We start from the raw sequence: 18,303 nt of genomic DNA, 5'->3' as shown, positions 1-18,303 counted from the left end.
ATCTAAGCGTGAAACAGACCTCAAGATAAGACTTCCCATCCAGAAATGGAGTAAGACCCCTTGTAGACTACGAGGTAGATAGGTTGGAGGTGTAAGCATGGTAACATGTGTAGCTGACCAATACTAACGGTTCGAGGGTTTGACCTAAAAAACAGGTTAAAAAATGGTTATGTTTAGTTTTGAAAGTATAATGCATAAAATAAAATTTATTGCATATACTTTAAGAGTAACCCCTTAATTAGTGGGCCTCTTAAAATAATATTCCTCGATAGCTCAGCGGCAGAGCATTCGGCTGTTAACCGAAGGGTCGTAGGTTCGAACCCTACTCGGGGAGTTTGTAAGGCCCATTGGTCAAGCGGTTAAGACACCGCCCTTTCACGGCGGTAACAGGAGTTCGATTCTCCTATGGGTCATTTTTGGTGACGATGCGACTTAGGGATACACCCGTTCCCATACCGAACACGTAGGTTAAGACTAAGTCGGCTGATGGTACTTGGCTGGAGACGGCCCGGGAGAGTAAGTGGTTGCCAAATTTACGGCGGCATAGCCAAGTGGTAAGGCAGAGGTCTGCAACACCTTCATCACCAGTTCAAATCTGGTTGCCGCCTTTAAAAACAGCTTAGATAATATCTAAGCTGTTTTTTGTTATGTAGAAACTTATATTGGCTAGACATTTAAAGAGTACCATATTATAATCCATAGATAGAACTTGAAAGAAGATATAATTGGAATAGAGGCCAAGAGATGGAAGAGAAAATTACAGGTAAGCAAGTTGCTAAAGGTATTCTTATTTTAAGTATTGCAACAGTTATAAGTAAGATAATAGGAGTGCTGTATCGAATTCCTATTGTTAACATATTGGGGGATGTAGGAAATGCCATATATGGGCTTGCATATCAAGTATATATATTAATCATCACAATAAGTTGTTTAGGGATTCCCAATGCTGTTGCTAGATTAATTGCAGAATGTATAAGCCTTAAAGCTTATAATGATGCTAAGAAGATCTTTAAAATTACATTTATTTATACAGCTGGTATAAGTGTAATTTTAGCTTTAAGCTTATGGTTTGGAGCTGATAAAATAGCTCATCTTTTAAAAGGAGGGGAAGATATAGTCCTTCCTCTAAAAGCACTAGCACCAACAGTTGTTATAGTAAGTTTGATGGCAGTCATGAGGGGATATTTTCAAGGAATGGGTAATATGATGCCTACAGCTATTTCACAGACAGTAGAGCAACTTTTTAATGCTATTTTCAGTGTAGTATTAGCTTCATTGTTCCTTCCATATGGTGTTAAAGTAGCTGCTATGGGAAGTACATTAGGAACAGGAATAGGAGCTATAGCAGGAACTATAACGATAGCTGTTATATATAAAATGACAGCTTCTCAATATAATAAAATAGAAGATATAGGTGTAACTAAATCTATATATCCAACGAATAGACATATTATAAAGCAACTACTTATTACTGTTATACCTATCGTAATGACAGCGGCTTTATTTGCATTAATGACATTAATAGATAATACAATGCTCTTTCATTATTTACCTGGCACGGTAGAATATTTGAGGGGGGGAGGGGAGATTAGTAGGATACCGGTTACAAATGCTGCTCTCATGGATACACAGACGATAGTTACAAGTTTATCAGGGCAATTTCTAAGTAAGTATACGCAGTTTATTAATATACCAGTAGGGATTATTGTTGTAATTGTAACTTCTACAATTCCTGCTATAGCAGGTGATTATGCTAGAAAAGATCAACAGGGACTAACACACAAAATCAATAGAATACTAAAGATGGGTATGCTTATTGCAATGCCAGCAACAGTTGGTTTAACCTTATTTGGAGAGCCAATTATGCAATTGATTTATGCTTCAGCTCCGGATGGTGGTAGCCTATTTACAGTAGGATCAATAGCTATTATATTTATGACCATATCTCAACTTACCACAGGTGTATTACAAGCAATAGGTAAACAATATTATGTAACAATATATGTAATGATAGCGTTGGTGGTAAAAGTAATTTTAAATATAGCATTATTATCTAATCCTGCTATTCATATTTATGGAATAACTATTAGTACAACTATTTGCTATATGATTTATACAATACTTAACCTAATAGCTATTAAAAGAATATTGAAGGTTAAGATAGAATGGAAACAAGTAATCACAAAACCTATGATTGCTTCAATAGGTATGGGTGTAATGAGTTTTTTCCTATATAAAGGGTTTATAATAGTTACACATAGTGTAATAAGATCCACATTAATTATAGTTCCAGTAGCAGTTTTAATTTATGGTATAGGATGTATATTAACTAAAACAATTACATTAGATGATATTCAATATATCCCACTAGCTAATAAATATATAAAGAAATTCAAAGATAGAAATGTAAAAAATATATAAGTTAAAAATATATAAGTTAAAAAGTAGGCTTAACAGTCTACTTTTTAATATTCAAAGATAATTACATTATAAAGTTAGATAATGAGATTATTTTTATAATAGTGAAGTTCTCTTTTTTATTATAAAGGGATTTAATTTATAATTCTTGAGGAATCATGTATAATAAGAATTAAAAATGGTAATTAATCAAAGGAGGGTAAAGAAGTGAACTATCAAATTGGAGATGTAGTGCAAATGAAGAAGCCGCACCCTTGTGGAACTAATGCCTGGGAAGTTCTACGAGTGGGAGCGGACTTCAAATTGCGCTGCCAACAATGTCAGCATATTATTATGTTGCCTCGCGAGAAATTTGAAAAAAGTGTAAAAAAATTAATTAAAAGTGCCGACATACAAGCTTAAAAAGTAACATTATCCAGTATTATTTTTATCTAAAGTGCTTGTATAAAGAATATAATTATGATATCATATTAAACTGTAATGTTAATCCTTGCTCTACACACAGATGTAGGGCCAAAGTCCAAAAGGAGGTGCCAAGATGAAAAACTACGAATTAGCACTAGTATTTATCCCAACTTTAAGTGAAGAAGAAAAATTAGCTAACCTTGAAAAAGTGAAAGAATTAATCACTCGTTTCGGTGGTGAAGTTACTAATGTTGATGATTGGGGCAAAAGAAAACTTGCTTACGAAATCAACAAACAAAAAGAAGGTTTCTACTACTTTATCCAATTCAATGCTGAAACAGCTACACCAGCTGAGCTTGAAAGCAGACTTCGTATTACAGAAACTGTTCTTCGTTACTTAATCGTACGTCTTGACGAAAAATAATAAATAACCATGAGAAGGAGGTTATGATATGAATAAAGTTATCCTTATGGGACGCTTAACTCGTGATCCAGAAGTTCGTTATTCACAATCAGCCAATCCAGTTGCAGTAGCAAGATATGGACTAGCTGTTAGAAAACAATTTGCAAAACAAGGAGAACCCGATGTGGATTTCTTCAATATAGTTGCTTTTGGAAAAGCTGGCGAATTTGCCGAGAAGTTCTTTAGAAAAGGACAGATGGTTTCAGTCGTAGGTAGACTCCAAACTAATAGTTGGGAAGACCAACAAAAAGTTAAACATACATCGGTTGATATCGTTGTTGAAGAGCAGCATTTTGCAGAGAGTAAAAATTCAGCTGAATCAAGAGGCGTTATGACAAATAGCCCACTTGATACTATGTCACCTGTGTCTACTCCTCCTTCAACTAGTCCGGTAGATGGGTTTATGCCTACTACTATGGAAGAAGACGACGATTTACCATTTTAACTAAAACATTTAAAATGTAAAGGAGGGAAATACAATGGCAATGCAAAAAAGACGTGGTCGTAGAAGACGTAAAGTTAATCAATTTGCTGGTGATAATATCAAAAAGATTAATTATAAAGATATTAATACACTTAAAAAGTTTATCTCTGAAAGAGGTAAAATTCTTCCTAGAAGAATTACTGGTAACTCTGCAAAAGCACAACGTAAACTTACAGTTGCAATCAAACGTGCTAGACATATCGCAATTTTACCATACACTCAAGATTAATTAGTAATTATTAGATTCAATTCAGCACTATATAGAGAGACAAATAAGCGCACACACAATATGCACACGCACTGCCTTTGGCAGTGCTTTTTTTTATTGTCTAGAAACCCTAAAACACAGGGGGTATATATAATTTCTGATTTATGATATAATATGAAAATATATGAGTAGATACATGGCAACTTATACGCAGTATAGGAGGCTTAAGAGACTATGAATCAACAAGTAAAGCAAAATTTAAAATTAGTATTGATGATAACAATATATATTTTATTAGGAGTAATAGGGATATACTCTACTACTTTGATCTTTTTGACACCAATACTCATGGTGCCTATGGCAATCTTTTTAATGAGTAATAAGAAAAACTATAAAAGAGACTTACTTATACATTTGATTATTTCAATTATGTTATACCTTTTAACAAGAAGTATAGCTGAACCATTATTATATATTATAAGTGTGGCAGTTCCTGCTCATATATTTGTAACTTGTTATAGAAATAAATTAGCACTACCACAAGTAGCTATGTACACAGGTGTTTGTACAGTAGGAGTATTTTGTTTTTATGCTATAGGAATGAAGTATTTTAACATTGATTATATACAAATGTATAATACTTTTTTAGATACTGCAAAAGAGCAATATACAGCTTTAATTAATCAAGCAATGAAGATACAAAATCAACCTATATCTAACGATATGGAAGAGCAACTTTTACTTATGAGAAAACAATTTAGTATGAGTGTAGATATGCTAAAATATTTGTATCCATCATTATTACTTCAGATAGGAATAATAATAGGGGTTGTAAGCACAATATTTATGACACTCATGGGGCGTATTAAAAAGTGGAGAATGTTACCACTTAGCCAATTTGTACAGTTTAAGTTTTCTAGATGGATGGGTATCCTTTTAGTAATATCTAGTTTTATTGCATTATTCGTGGGGGAGGACTCTATGACTACAGCAGCATTAGCTATGAATCTATATTCCTTTACAGTATATTTATTACAGATAGTAGGCTTTATAGCTTTAATTATGCTGATTAGAAAAAGCAAGCTCAACAGTACAACTAAGACAATGAGTATTGTATTGTCTGTATTAGTATTCTTTATGATGCCTTTTATAATGATGCTAGTAGGCCTTGCAGATACCTTATTTAATTTTAGAAAAGTTGATATTATCGTTTAGTTAGGAAGGTAGTGAATATGAGTACAAAGAGAAAGAATTCGTTAGGTTATATGGCATATATCCTAAGATTTACTCAAATTGGCTTTATTATAGGGATTTTACAAGGAATCATAAGTATTTATTTTAATACTTTTATTGGAATATTTACTGCATTAGTATTTGTAGGGATGCTAGCCTATAGTTTTATACTAGAAAATAGGCTTATGCTCAAAATGCAAAAGGAAATTACCAATCAGGTAGATGTATTAAGCAAGATAAAAAAAGATATGTTCGTTGATTCTCCTATACCAGTAGTTGTACTAGATAAAATAGGAGCCATATGCTGGGGCAATCATTCTTTTAAAGAAATGATAGGAGAAGAGGAAGTAGCAGACAAGCATATTCGATCTATTTTTTCTGATTTGCAAATAGAAAACTTCCCTAAGCAAGATGAAATATATGAACGAGAAGTGATTAAAGACAGTAAGCATTATCAGCTCATCTGTAACAAAATTCTTTGGGATGCGAATAATACAGGTTATCAATATGTCATTTATTTTATGGATACAACAGACCATAAATTATTGGAAGAAGAAGTTCAAAAACAACGTTGTATGATTGGTTATATATATGTAGATAATTATGAAGAGATCATGCAAAGTATTGAAGAAGTAAGAAGACCAATGCTAGGTGCGATTATTGATAGAAAGATTAATGTATGGTTTAAAAACAACGATGTTGCAGTATGTAAGTTTGATAGGGATCGTTATATGATCTTCTTTACTCAAGATAGCTTAGAGAAAATGCAAAGTCGTAAGTTTGATATACTAGATGAACTGAGACATATTCAAGTTGGAAATGATTTACCTGTTACCGTAAGTATTGGGATAGGACGTAACTTTAATTCACTTACTGAATCAAAAGATGATGCAAGAGCTGCATTTGACCTTGCTATAGGTAGAGGTGGCGATCAAGCTATTATCAAACGTAGTGATAAATATACATTCTATGGTGGTAAAACAAAAGAAGTTGAAAAAAGTACACGAGTTAAGGTTAGAATTAAGGCATATGCTTTTAAGGAATTACTTCATGATGCTGATAAGGTTCTTATCATGGGGCATAAAAATATTGATATGGACTGCCTTGGAGCTGCTATGGGTGTTTATAGAGCTGCAACGCTTATGGGCAAGAAAGCACATATCATATTAAATGAATCTACCTTTGCAGTACAAGAGCTTTACAACCGTATTATGGAACAATCTGAGTACCAAGATTTATTTATTACAAGTGATAAGGCAGACCAGGAATTAACTAAGCAAACATTACTTGTAATGGTAGACGTGCATAGAAAGAGTTATGTAGAACATCCAGAACTTATTGATAAAGCGGAAAATGTAGTTGTATTTGACCATCATAGGTTAAGTACGGATTATATTGAAGATGCAGTGCTCACATATATTGAGCCATTTATCTCTTCTACATGTGAGATGATTTCTGAGATTCTTATCTATCTAACAGATAAGGTTAAATTAACACAAATAGAAGCAGATGCCCTTTTAGCAGGTATTACAGTTGATACTAAGAACTTTGCTTTTAAAGCTGGAGTTAGAACATTTGAGGCGGCAGCGTTCTTGAGAAGAGCAGGGGCTGATAGTACAAGAGTGCGTATGTTGTTCCAAAATGATATGGAAACTTACAAAATAAAAGCAGCATCTATTAAAGAAGCTGAAATATGGGAAGAAGATACAGCGGTAGCTGTTGTATTAGGCAAGCATGAGCATTCTAATATTATAGCAGCACAGGTAGCAGATGAACTTCTAACCATAAAAGGTATTCAAACTACATTCGTTATTACTGAAGGTGGTGAAGGACTTATGATTAGTGCACGAGCATTAGGAGATACTAATGTTCAACGTATTATGGAGATGTTAGGTGGCGGTGGTCACAAAAACATTGCTGGTGCACAGCTTAAGGACTGTACAATTGAAGATGTGAAGATTAAACTAAAAGAAGCGATTCAAGATTATAAACAGGAAGGTGAATAAGATGAAAGTTATATTAACACAAGATGTAAAAAAAGTAGGTAAAAAAGGTGATATTTTAGAGGTTAAAGATGGATATGCACGTAATGCTCTTTTCCCAAAAGGGTTAGCAGTAGAAGCAAATGCAGTTAACATGAATCAAAGAAAAGTAGAACAACGCTCAGAAGATAAGAAAAAGCAAGAAGAATTAGATCATGCGAATGAATTAAAAGCATCTATTAATGATAAAAAAGTAATCATTCCTATTAAAACAGGTGAAGGTGGAAGAGTATTTGGTTCTGTAACAACAAAAGAAATTGCAGAAAGTATTGAAGCTGTATTTGGAGTAAAAGTAGATAAGAAAAAAATTCAACTTTCACAACCTATTAAAGCAATTGGTACTAAAACTGTAGAAATTAAATTACATGCAAAAGTTACAGCTGAAGTAACAGTAGAAACAGTTGAATCTAAATAATAAGGAAGAAAGTGAGGAACGTTTATGGATGAAACACAAATAATGCGTATTCCTCCACACAATATAGAAGCAGAGCAATCTGTTCTTGGTGCGATTATTATGGACCATGAAGCCTTAATAGTGGCAACAGAAAGTTTAAAACCAAGAGATTTTTATAGACCTGATCATCAACAAATTTATGAAGCTATGGTAGAACTACATACTTCTAATAGCCCTGTAGATTTGGTAACAATACAAAATAGATTAGATGAAAAAGGTGTATTAGAACAAGTTGGAGGAATTAGTTACTTAGCAGAGCTTGCAACCATAGTACCAACTTCAGCACATATTAAAGAATATGCTAAAATTGTTCAAGAAAAAGCGATGCTTAGAAGGCTTATTAAAGCCAGTCAAGATATTAGTGCTAAGAGTTATGAAGGCGATGAAGGTATTCATGATATTATGGGATTTGCTGAAAAGCAGATTTTTGATATTACACAAAATGTACAAACAGATGCCTTCTCTCACATTAATGAAATTGTTGTAACAGCAATTGACAAAATTGAGGAAGCCCATACAACCAAAGGTGGTATTACAGGTGTACCTACTGGATTTATAGATTTAGACTATAAGACAGCAGGGATGCAACCTTCAGATTTAATTCTGGTTGCAGCTAGACCATCTATGGGGAAAACAGCCTTTTCACTTAATATAATTCAAACTGCGGCAGTTAAGTATAAGAAAAAAGTTGCTGTATTTAGCCTGGAAATGGCGAAGGACCAGTTAGTAAACCGTATGTTATGTGCGGAAGCATTAGTAGATGCTCAAAAGGTAAGAACAGGTAACTTAGATCCTGAAGACTGGGACCGTATCGCTATGGCTATTCCTAATCTAAGTGCAGCAGATGTATTTATAGATGACACACCAGGTATTTCTATAATGGAGATGCGTGCAAAATGCCGTAGATTAAAAATGGAAAAAGGCCTCGATCTGATCATGATTGACTACTTACAATTGATGTCAGGAAATGCTAAAGGAGATTCTAGACAACAAGAAATCTCTGAAATCTCTCGTGGACTTAAAGCACTTGCTCGTGAGATGCAGGCACCGGTAATAGCACTATCTCAGCTTTCTCGTGCCTGTGAAGCCCGTGCAGACCATAGACCTATGTTATCTGACTTAAGGGAGTCAGGAGCGATTGAGCAGGATGCTGACGTTGTTATGTTCCTTTATCGTGATGAATATTATCATGCAGATTCTGAGAAGAAAAATATCGGTGAAGTTATCATTGCTAAACAAAGAAATGGTCCAACAGGTACAGTAGAACTTGTATGGCTTGGACAATATACTAAGTTTGCCAATAAAGACCGTGAATAATAAAAAGATAAGCACTCTATAGCTATATTGTATAGCATAGGGTGCTTATCTTTTTATTAATAATATTATTTGCGAGAGATCATCTTATACAAATAAGTAATAAGAGTATTTAAGTGAATGAAAATTAGGCGATTACAAGAGCAGATTCAATTTCATTAAAGATATCTTCAACATATTCTAACTTAGTAGCTTTATAAGCATTGCTACCACAGAAGAGAAGAGCGTTATCAACATCTCCTGTAACAGCATTAATAAGTGCTTTAGAAATACAGTAGGGAATATCTGTTACACCACACTTATGAAGGCAATCAAAGAAACAAGCTTTATTACCTTGTGGAGAAGTAATGTAGGTGTTAAGGATAGCCCTTCCTGGCATTCCTACGGGACTTTTAACAATACCTATAGTCTCTTCAGTAGAGTTAATATAAGCTTCTTTAAAGGCTAATGAGGCGTCACATTCATGGGTTGTAACAAAGCGAGTAGCCATTTGTACGCCATCAGCCCCTTTTTCTAACATCTTAGCTACATCTTCGCCATTATAAATACCACCAGCAGCAATAACAGGGATAGATTTATTGTATTTTTCACTGTATTCTTTTACTACTTCTTTAACTTCTAGAATAATATCTTCAAGTAGTGGAGAATTTTCTAAGTGAGCAGCTGAGAAACCTAAATGTCCACCGGCAAGAGGACCTTCCACTATAATTGCATCGGGTGCAAAATTATATTTACGGTCCCATTGTTTACAGATGATAGTAGCAGCTTTTGCTGAGGAAACAATAGGTACAGCTTTAGTATCACTATCTTTTGTATATTTAGGAAGGTCTAGAGGAAGTCCAGCACCTGATATAATAAGGTCTATTTTAGCTTCTACAGCAGCTTTTACATACTCAGCATAGTGTTTCATGGCTACCATTAAGTTAACGCCAATAATGCCGTTAGAAGCAATTTCACGCGCTTGCTTAATTTCTTGTTTTAAAGCAACTAAATTGGCACGTAGAGGATCTTTTATAAAATCTTTATCTCTATAACCGATTTGAGCACCAGAAATAATTCCAATGCCTCCACACTTAGCTACATGACCTGCAAGTGAGCTTAGTGAAATACCAACTCCCATACCGCCTTGAATGACTGGAAATGTCGGTTTAAGATTACCTATAATAAGTTGTTTATTAAACATAAATCACCTCAATTAATAAAATTTGATTTACAAATAATTTGAAATTCAAAGTATACAACTAGTATAAATACTAAATAAAAAGATGATATGAAGAGAAAAAGTAAATAATATTGAAAAAATGGAATAATATGGTATAATTTAATAAAAGAGTGTGTTACTAAAGCTGAGGGGGATTGAGATGAACGAAAAGATTTATACTATCAAAGAAGTAGCTACAATTTTAGACATTGAAGCGTATGTATTGAGGTATTACGAGAAAGAGTTAGATTTACAAATACATAGAAATCCACAAGGACATCGTATTTATACACAAAAAGATATAGTAGTACTACAACAAATTAAAGAGTTACGCGAGCAAGGGTTAGAATTAAAGGGAATTAGAAATGTGATTCATACATTAGATGAAGAAGGGATTGAATCATTATCACAAGTAAGTGCAACATCGATAAAAGGAATAACACATCCACATCCAGCAACAGTTGCAGATATAGATATAGATATTACAGATAAAGATGATCAAAAGGTAAAACAGTTTAGTTTAATTATTAAAGAAATGTTAAAGCAGACATTGGTAGAGTATGGGGAAGAGAATAAGATACAGCTTAAAAATGAATTAAGTCAAGAGATGGATATTATGATGAGCAAGAAGATTATGGAACTTGAAGAAGCACAACAGCTCAAAGATGAAGAGTATTATAAGAGAATAGATGAGACAATGCGAGAAATGCAAGTAATGAGAAAGCAATTAGCAGATTTAGAGCAAGTCGGACAAAAGACATCAGTATGGAAGAAAATTTTTAAAGGAAAATCACCAGGAATAGAAGAAAAGAGTATGTAGGGGCAAACTACATACTCTTTTCTTTTTAACATATTAAAAGGTTTTTATACAAATACAGGTAAGTTATGCTTTTTAAAGATACTTTTAGCATGTTCAACTGATTCTTTTGAAGGTTGCTCAGTATCCATTAAGGAATACTCATATCCAAGTTGTTCCCATTTAAACTCACCCATTTTGTGGAATGGTAAAATATCTACACGTTGAACGTTATTTAGTGTAGTTAAGAATTGTGCTAAATCTTCAATGTCTTGTTCATTATCTGTTATATTAGGAACAAATACATAACGAATCCATACAGGAATATTACGTTCATTAAGATGTTTAGCAAAAGCTAATGTAGGATCTAAAGGAACCCCTGTTAATTCTTTAAATACAGTAGGGTTATATGACTTAATATCAAGTAACACAAGATCAGTATAATCAAGTACAGGATTAGCTTTTTCGATATCAACAAATCCAGAGGTATCCAAACAAGTATGAACACCTTCTTGTTTACACTTCATAAACAGATCTTTTACAAAGTCTGGTTGAAGAAGTGGTTCGCCACCGCTTACTGTAAGACCGCCACCAGAAAACTGCATGAAAGACTTGTATTTTACAATGTCTTGAATCAGATCTTTAGTATCTTCTTCCTTTCCATCATTCATTTTCCATGTATCAGGGTTGTGACAATATTTACAACGAAGGGGGCAGCCTTGTGTAAATAAAATGTAACGAATCCCAGGACCATCTACAGTACCGCAGGTTTCTACTGAGTGAATTCTGCCTATCATGTCATATACCTCCCGTAATGTAACAAGATAAGAGGATAAGTTATCCCCTTATCTTTATAAATTTATTTATCTATTAGAATTTTTCGTGGAATGTTCTGTTGATAACGTCTAATTGTTGTTCTCTTGTAAGACGAATGAAGTTAACAGCATAACCAGATACACGAATTGTTAATTGTGGGTATTTTTCTGGGTGATCCATAGCATCAAGTAATGTTTCACGGTCAAATACGTTAATATTTACGTGGTGACCATCTTGAACGAAGAATCCATCCATCATACCAACAAGGTTGTTGATACGTTCGTCTTCTGTTTTACCAAGAGCACCTGGAACAATTGAGAATGTGTAAGAGATACCATCTTCTGCATGTTGGTATGGAAGTTTAGCAACTGATGCAAGTGATGCAACAGCACCTTTTGTATCTCTACCGTGCATTGGGTTAGCACCTGGAGCAAATGGTTCACCAGCTTTACGTCCATCAGGTGTATTACCTGTTTTCTTACCGTAAACTACGTTTGATGTAATTGTTAAGATAGACATAGTTGGGTAAGCATTTCTGTAAGTTTTGTGTTTTCTAATTTTGTTCATGAATGTTTCTGTAATTTTAACAGCAATATCATCAACTCTGTCATCGTTGTTACCATATGCTGGGTATTCACCTGTGATATCGTAATCAACTACAAGACCATCTTCATTTCTGATTGGTTTAACTGTAGCATATTTGATAGCTGATAATGAGTCAGCAGCTACTGAAAGACCAGCAATACCTGTAGCAAATGTACGAAGGATTTCTTTATCATGAAGAGCCATTTCTAATTTTTCGTAGCAGTATTTATCATGCATATAGTGAATGATATTTAATGCGTTTACATATGTTTCAGCTAACCAATCCATTACGTTATCGAATTTAGCCCAAACATCATCAAAGTCAAGTACGTCTGTAGTAACAGGTGCAAATTGTGGAGCAACTTGGTCACCGTGTTTTTCATCTTTACCACCGTTGATAGCATAAAGTAATGCTTTTGCAAGGTTAGCACGAGCACCGAAGAATTGCATTTGTTTACCAATTCTCATTGCAGATACGCAACATGCGATACCGTAGTCATCACCCCAGTAAGCTCTCATAAGGTCATCATTTTCGTATTGGATTGAGCTTGTTTCGATAGAAACTTTAGCACAGAAATCTTTGAATCCTTTTGGAAGGTGTGTTGACCAAAGTACTGTTAAGTTTGGTTCTGGAGCAGGTCCTAAGTTAACTAATGTGTGAAGTACACGGAAGCTTGTTTTTGTAACAAGTGTACGTCCATCAAGACCCATACCACCGATTGATTCTGTTACCCAAGTTGGGTCTCCTGAGAATAAATCATTGTATGCTGGAGTACGAAGGAAACGTACCATACGTAATTTCATTACGAAATGATCCATTAATTCTTGAGCTTCTTCTTCAGTTAAAGTACCAGCTTTGATATCTCTTTCCATGTAAATATCAAGGAATGTAGATACACGACCAAGTGACATAGCAGCACCATCTTGCTCTTTAATAGCACCAAGGTATGCAAAGTATGTCCATTGAACAGCTTCTTGAGCTGTTTGAGCTGGAGCAGAGATATCGAAACCGTAACCTGCTGCCATTGCTTTAAGTTCTTTTAAAGCACCGATTTGTTCTGTAATTTCTTCACGAAGTCTGATGATGTCTTCTGACATGTTAGGTACTTCAAGAGAAAGTTTTTGAGCTTCTTTATCTTGGATTAATCTATCTACACCGTATAATGCAACACGACGGTAGTCACCGATGATACGTCCACGTCCGTATGCATCTGGAAGACCAGTGATGATACCTGAGTGTCTAGCTTTTTTAATAGCTGTTGTATATGCAGAGAATACACCATCATTATGTGTTTTACGATATTTAGAGAAGATTTCTTGTGTATCTTTATCTAATTCATAGCCATAAGCTTCAAGTGCGTTTTTAACTGTACGCATACCACCGTTTGGCATAATATTTCTTTTTAAAGGTGCATCTGATTGGAAACCTACGATTTGTTCTAAATCTTTATCAAGGTAACCAGGACCATGAGAAGTGATTGTTGAAGGAATTTTTGTTTCAACGTCTAAGATTCCTTTTTCACGTTCCACTTTCATAAGTTCAGCTACTTCATTCCATAATTTTGTTGTTCTTTCAGTAGCACCTGCTAAGAAAGAATCATCACCTTCATATGGTGTGTAGTTTTTTTGAATAAAGTCACGTACGTTTACTTCTTTTTGCCATTCACCAGCTGCAAAACCATTCCATTGTTCAAACATGCTAAGGTCAACTCCTTTAATATTTAATATAAGCTTATTATTTGATTTCACCATAGATATATTCTTAAATATGGGAACTAATAATAATTATTAGCTAAATCATTTTACCTTTTTATTATATAATGTATACTGTATACACGTCAATAGTAATACAAAAAAATATTATTATAAATTTTCTATACAAATATAAAAATTAATTTATAATTATTAAAAATTTTGAGTATAATTTAATCAAATAAAATAAGATTCTAAAAGAACCTTATATAAGGAAAGAAAAGCATAATTAAGAAGGATATTATTGTAAAGGGAATAGACAGGCATTATAATAGTAAAGCATATATAGTACATATTTTTAAAGGAGCCAAGTATGATTAAACATATTATGAATGTATTGTATGGTGTTATTTTAGGTGTATCTAATGTTATTCCTGGAATTAGTGCGGGGACAATGGCGGTTATCCTAAATATCTATGATACATTACTTGATGCAGTAAGCTTAAAAAAGGATAAGTTAAAAAAATACTTTCCTTTCTTAATGGCAATAGGTATAGGAATGTGTGTTGGTATTATCCTATTTAGCAATGCAATCACATTCTTATTTGAAAATTACAATATACCTACAAACTTTTTATTTATCGGTATCATAATAGGAAGTATTCCGATGGTAGTTAATCATGCAAAAGAAAAAGATAAAATTAGACCAATTAATTGGATTCCATTTGTAGTATGTTTGGGACTTATGATTATAATGGCTATTACAGATAATGTGGAAGGGAGTACTCCTATAATAAGAGAGATTGACTTGACCATGGGATGTTGGTTAATTATATCAGGAATGATTAGTGCATTCTCCATGATTATCCCAGGAATAAGTGGTTCATTTATTATGCTTACATTAGGTGTGTATACTTCTGTTATTACTGCAATCGCAGAATTTAATCTATTCATATTAATACCTGTTGCAGTTGGTGTACTAATTGGTTTAATTGGTGGAATTAAAATTGTAAAAATATTATTATCAAGATATAATCAAGCAACGTATATGGCTATATTAGGTCTAGTAATAGGTTCAGTGTTTGTGATATATCCAGGATTTACATTTAATGCAACTGGCTTTTTTGCTTTAATATGTATGTGTATAGGTATAATTAGCACTTATTGTTTTTCGGATAAATGATTTGAAAAGAATAAGGATATACTAAATTTAGTACAACAGTGTAGAGATGTACGTGATAAATTAAGGAGAGAATTATGGGAAAAGAAACTTATGTATTCGGACACAGAAATCCCGATACAGATTCTATATGTTCAGCAATTGCTTATGCACATCTTAAAAGTGCATTAGGTGATAGTAATGTAAAAGCAGTTAGATTAGGAAAAGTAAGTAAAGAAACAAATTATGCATTAACTCATTTTAATGTAGAAGCACCAACTTTAATAGAGCATATCAAACCACAGGTTAGTGATATGAAATACTATGCAATTCCACCTATCTATGTAGTGGATTCTGTAAAGAAAGCATGGGATGTAATGACAGAGCATAGAAGACCTATGATTCCTGTTCTTTATCCAGATCATAAATTAGCTGGAGTTGTATCTATTTCTGATATAGCTAAAACTTATATCGGTTTAACAGATGGTTCTGTACTTAAAAATCATCGTACACCATTTGTAAATATTCCAGCAGTACTTGAAGGAAAACTTATTTATGGTGATTACCCACAACCATATGTAGAAGGAGATGTATATACTACAGCTTCTATAACAGATGAGGACAAGCTAAATGATGTAGATATTGTGATTACAGGTAATAATAAAGCACTTATTCAAATGGCTATTAATTCTGGAGCAGGTTGTGTTATCATCACTGACCAAGATATGGAGCAAATTGACTTTACACAAAAACCAGAAAATGAATGTGCAATTATCTGTACACCATACTCATTCTTTAAAACAATAAAAATGATTTCACAAAGTATTTCTGTTAAGAACCTTATTGGAAATCAAGATCTTATCTATTTCCAAACAGAAGATACAATTGATGAAGTTAAAGAGATTATGCTTAATACAACACATAGACATTTCCCTATTGTTGATGAAGAAGGAAAAGTTAAAGGGATTATCTCTAAACGTCATATCTTAGATATTCAAAAGAAACCAGTTATCTTAGTGGACCATAACGAGAGAGACCAAAGTGCAAAAGGTATTGAACAAGCAGAAATTCGTGAGATTATCGATCATCACCGTATTGCTAATATTGATACAGTAGGGCCTGTTTATTTAAGAGCAGAGCCAGTAGGTTGTACATCTACAATTGTAGCTAAAATGTACGAAGAGCATAATATTATGCCACCAAAAGAAATTGCTGGATTAATGTTAAGTGCTATTTTATCAGATACACTTATTTTTAAATCACCAACTTGTACACCAACAGATGAAAAAATGGCAAAACGCTTAGCTAAGATAGCAGAAGTAAACTTAGAAGAGTATGGTATGGACCTTATTGCAGCTGGTACATCATTAGAAGGCGTTCCAGCAAGTGAGTTATTAGAAATGGACCGTAAACCATTTACATTAGGTAAATATAGCACAGCTGTAGCTCAAATTAATACAGGGGATTTCAAAAGCATTTATAAAATGAGAGATGAAATCTTATCAGAGATGGAAGCACTAAGAGAAAGAGAAAATCTTGATCTTGTTGTACTTATGGTAACTGATGTTATTGTAGGTGGAACAGAATTATTTGCTGTAGGGCCAGAAAAATGGGTTGTAGAGCGTGCATTTGAATTACCAAAAGGTGACGATAGTATTTTCTTAAAAGATGTTTACTCAAGAAAGAAACAAATCATCCCTCAATTAACAGCTGCAAGTCAAAATAATTAATACATTTAAAGTTGATAAATAGGACAATTGTATTATAATGAAAGAGTAAGAAAAATTATTTTTTACATTAAAAGGAGAATAGAAAAATGGCTAAACAAGTTTCAAAAGACATGGTAATTGGTCAACTTATTCAAGTAGATAGAGGAATTATTCCAATTCTTATGAGAGCAGGTATGCACTGCCTAGGCTGTCCATCAGCTCAAATGGAATCTATTGAAGATGCATGTGCAGTTCATGGAATGGACGTAGATGTTCTTATCCAAGAAATCAATGATTACCTTGCAACAGTAGAAGAATAAAATAAAAAGAAAGACCTAAAAGTAACTACTTTTAGGTCTTTTTTATAAATAATTAGCTAATATATCAAGTGCATTAGATTCAATAATAGCTTTGCCGTGTTCTTTTAAGAACATCTCATTTAGGTCACTAAAATTACCTGGTTCTCCAAATTCATCTAATAAGCTTTTTACAAATTCTATATTCCCGTTATTGTTATTATTTTCTTTAAGAATAACATAGTAGCGGTTTTGATACTTGTAAAGAGAAGTTTCCCCAAAATAAAGATGATTGATATGATGAGATACCGCACTTACATCATCTAAATTTCTAAATGCATACATGAGTGCAGCAGGAGCAAGTTTAGTTGGATGAAGAGGTTGTTTAGTAGATGGAGCTGTAGTAGAGGTAGATGAAGAGGCCATCATTTCAAGCTCAGCTAAATTTTTAGCAATAGAATCTTTGAAAGTACGATGAGTCGGTCTTTCGCCTATAATCTCTAGTTTTTGTTCTATTTGTGTAGGATCTTCTACTTTGGTAACAACAATCATAATGCTATCAGTAGAAAGAGGTACAGCTTCTATCATAAGAGGAACATTCTCCGCTTCAAAACCAAAATCTTCATAAGCTTGTGCCATCATGTCCCTAAAAAGAGCCTGTGCCTTTGTAGAGCCGTAGGCAAGTTCGCCTATTTTAATATCTCTATTTTGCAAATCAGAATGATTTAGAGTGACTCGGATTTGTGTATCGCTAATTTTTTCGATTTTCATACAACTCACATCCTTTCATACAGTCACATTAAATGTAGGATAAACCTTAAGATATAAATAAGTATAAGATAATGCTAAATAAAAGTAAAGAGGATAAATCTATCAATTCTTGAAATGACCATAAAGAGTGTCTAATGTATTATATGATAGTTGAAGTATTTTTATTGCCAGTTGATTCATTATACCTAAAATATTATTTTATTAAAAAGTCCTATGGTAAAATTATAAAACAGGCTAGGAGGATATTTTAAGAGTAT

The 18,303-nt window shown here is 33.4% G+C and carries 17 protein-coding genes, 3 tRNA genes and 2 rRNA genes; 18 read left to right on the top strand and 4 right to left on the bottom strand.

Going from position 1 to position 18,303, the window contains the following annotated elements:
* The 14 genes from BN2390_RS02620 to dnaB all read left to right on the top strand — a co-directional run.
* Positions 1-147: ribosomal RNA gene (locus BN2390_RS02620) — 23S ribosomal RNA — on the top strand; the annotation flags it as partial.
* A 115-nt stretch (positions 148-262) separates the two neighbouring features.
* Positions 263-334 (top strand) — tRNA-Asn (locus tag BN2390_RS02615).
* A 7-nt stretch (positions 335-341) separates the two neighbouring features.
* A tRNA-Glu gene (locus BN2390_RS02610) sits at positions 342-413 on the top strand.
* A gap of 2 nt (positions 414-415) precedes the next feature.
* Positions 416-533: ribosomal RNA gene (gene rrf, locus BN2390_RS02605) — 5S ribosomal RNA — on the top strand.
* Between the two features lie 4 nt (positions 534-537).
* Positions 538-608, top strand: a tRNA-Cys gene (locus BN2390_RS02600).
* Positions 609-744: 136 nt separating this feature from the next.
* On the top strand, positions 745-2,421 hold the full coding sequence (locus BN2390_RS02595) for a putative polysaccharide biosynthesis protein (RefSeq protein WP_053982790.1): 1,677 nt from the start codon (positions 745-747) through the stop codon (positions 2,419-2,421).
* A 204-nt stretch (positions 2,422-2,625) separates the two neighbouring features.
* The gene (locus BN2390_RS02590) at positions 2,626-2,820 is read left to right on the top strand and encodes a DUF951 domain-containing protein (protein WP_053982789.1); all 195 of its coding nucleotides are present in this window, start codon (positions 2,626-2,628) and stop codon (positions 2,818-2,820) included.
* Positions 2,821-2,956: 136 nt separating this feature from the next.
* Positions 2,957-3,247 (top strand): 30S ribosomal protein S6, encoded by a 291-nt coding sequence (gene rpsF, locus BN2390_RS02585; protein WP_053982788.1) that lies wholly within the window; start codon positions 2,957-2,959, stop codon positions 3,245-3,247.
* 28 nt (positions 3,248-3,275) lie between these two features.
* Positions 3,276-3,731, top strand: coding sequence for a single-stranded DNA-binding protein (locus tag BN2390_RS02580; protein WP_053982787.1), 456 nt, complete (start codon positions 3,276-3,278; stop codon positions 3,729-3,731).
* Positions 3,732-3,765: 34 nt separating this feature from the next.
* On the top strand, positions 3,766-3,999 hold the full coding sequence (rpsR, locus tag BN2390_RS02575; protein ID WP_053982786.1) for a 30S ribosomal protein S18: 234 nt from the start codon (positions 3,766-3,768) through the stop codon (positions 3,997-3,999).
* Positions 4,000-4,212: 213 nt separating this feature from the next.
* A complete protein-coding gene (locus BN2390_RS02570) occupies positions 4,213-5,193 on the top strand; it encodes a DUF2232 domain-containing protein (protein WP_053982785.1) in 981 nt (326 codons plus the stop codon).
* 17 nt (positions 5,194-5,210) lie between these two features.
* The gene (locus BN2390_RS02565; protein ID WP_053982784.1) at positions 5,211-7,217 is read left to right on the top strand and encodes a DHH family phosphoesterase; all 2,007 of its coding nucleotides are present in this window, start codon (positions 5,211-5,213) and stop codon (positions 7,215-7,217) included.
* Between the two features lies 1 nt (position 7,218).
* Positions 7,219-7,668, top strand: coding sequence for a 50S ribosomal protein L9 (gene rplI / locus BN2390_RS02560; RefSeq protein ID WP_053982783.1), 450 nt, complete (start codon positions 7,219-7,221; stop codon positions 7,666-7,668).
* A 24-nt stretch (positions 7,669-7,692) separates the two neighbouring features.
* Entirely contained in the window at positions 7,693-9,024 is a 1,332-nt protein-coding gene (gene dnaB, locus BN2390_RS02555; protein ID WP_053982782.1) for a replicative DNA helicase, read from the top strand.
* Positions 9,025-9,148: 124 nt separating this feature from the next.
* Here the strand turns inward: dnaB and BN2390_RS02550 are convergent, their stop codons facing one another.
* Positions 9,149-10,204 (bottom strand): NAD(P)H-dependent flavin oxidoreductase, encoded by a 1,056-nt coding sequence (locus tag BN2390_RS02550; RefSeq protein WP_053982781.1) that lies wholly within the window; start codon positions 10,202-10,204, stop codon positions 9,149-9,151.
* Positions 10,205-10,382: 178 nt separating this feature from the next.
* On the opposite strand from BN2390_RS02550, the gene BN2390_RS02545 reads away from it, so the two are divergent.
* Complete coding sequence (locus BN2390_RS02545) at positions 10,383-11,042, top strand: helix-turn-helix domain-containing protein (RefSeq protein WP_053982780.1); 660 nt, start codon at positions 10,383-10,385, stop codon at positions 11,040-11,042.
* Positions 11,043-11,086: 44 nt separating this feature from the next.
* On the opposite strand, the gene pflA is transcribed toward BN2390_RS02545, so the two are convergent.
* A complete protein-coding gene (gene pflA, locus BN2390_RS02540; protein ID WP_053982779.1) occupies positions 11,087-11,815 on the bottom strand; it encodes a pyruvate formate-lyase-activating protein in 729 nt (242 codons plus the stop codon).
* 73 nt (positions 11,816-11,888) lie between these two features.
* Positions 11,889-14,117 carry a formate C-acetyltransferase gene (gene pflB, locus BN2390_RS02535; RefSeq protein ID WP_053982778.1) on the bottom strand — a complete coding sequence of 743 codons (2,229 nt, stop codon included), beginning with the start codon at positions 14,115-14,117 and terminating at the stop codon, positions 11,889-11,891.
* 367 nt (positions 14,118-14,484) lie between these two features.
* Here pflB and BN2390_RS02530 point away from each other — a divergent pair, with 367 nt between their 5' ends.
* The 3 genes from BN2390_RS02530 to BN2390_RS02520 all read left to right on the top strand — a co-directional run bounded on the left by BN2390_RS02530 (position 14,485) and on the right by BN2390_RS02520 (position 17,299).
* Positions 14,485-15,294, top strand: coding sequence for a DUF368 domain-containing protein (locus BN2390_RS02530; RefSeq protein ID WP_053982777.1), 810 nt, complete (start codon positions 14,485-14,487; stop codon positions 15,292-15,294).
* A gap of 74 nt (positions 15,295-15,368) precedes the next feature.
* On the top strand, positions 15,369-17,000 hold the full coding sequence (locus BN2390_RS02525) for a putative manganese-dependent inorganic diphosphatase (RefSeq protein WP_053982776.1): 1,632 nt from the start codon (positions 15,369-15,371) through the stop codon (positions 16,998-17,000).
* Between the two features lie 86 nt (positions 17,001-17,086).
* Positions 17,087-17,299, top strand: a complete 213-nt coding sequence (locus tag BN2390_RS02520; RefSeq protein ID WP_053982775.1) for a DUF1858 domain-containing protein — start codon at positions 17,087-17,089, stop codon at positions 17,297-17,299.
* Between the two features lie 42 nt (positions 17,300-17,341).
* On the opposite strand, the gene BN2390_RS02515 is transcribed toward BN2390_RS02520, so the two are convergent.
* A complete protein-coding gene (locus BN2390_RS02515; RefSeq protein WP_053982774.1) occupies positions 17,342-18,046 on the bottom strand; it encodes an adaptor protein MecA in 705 nt (234 codons plus the stop codon).
* Between the last annotated feature and the right edge of the window lie 257 nt (positions 18,047-18,303).

Origin of the sequence: Niameybacter massiliensis, assembly GCF_001282685.1 — a bacterium.
Lineage (GTDB): Bacteria > Bacillota > Clostridia > Lachnospirales > Cellulosilyticaceae > Holtiella > Holtiella tumoricola.
Note: the sequence above shows the minus strand (reverse complement) of the source record. Positions and strands in the feature narration are given on the sequence as shown.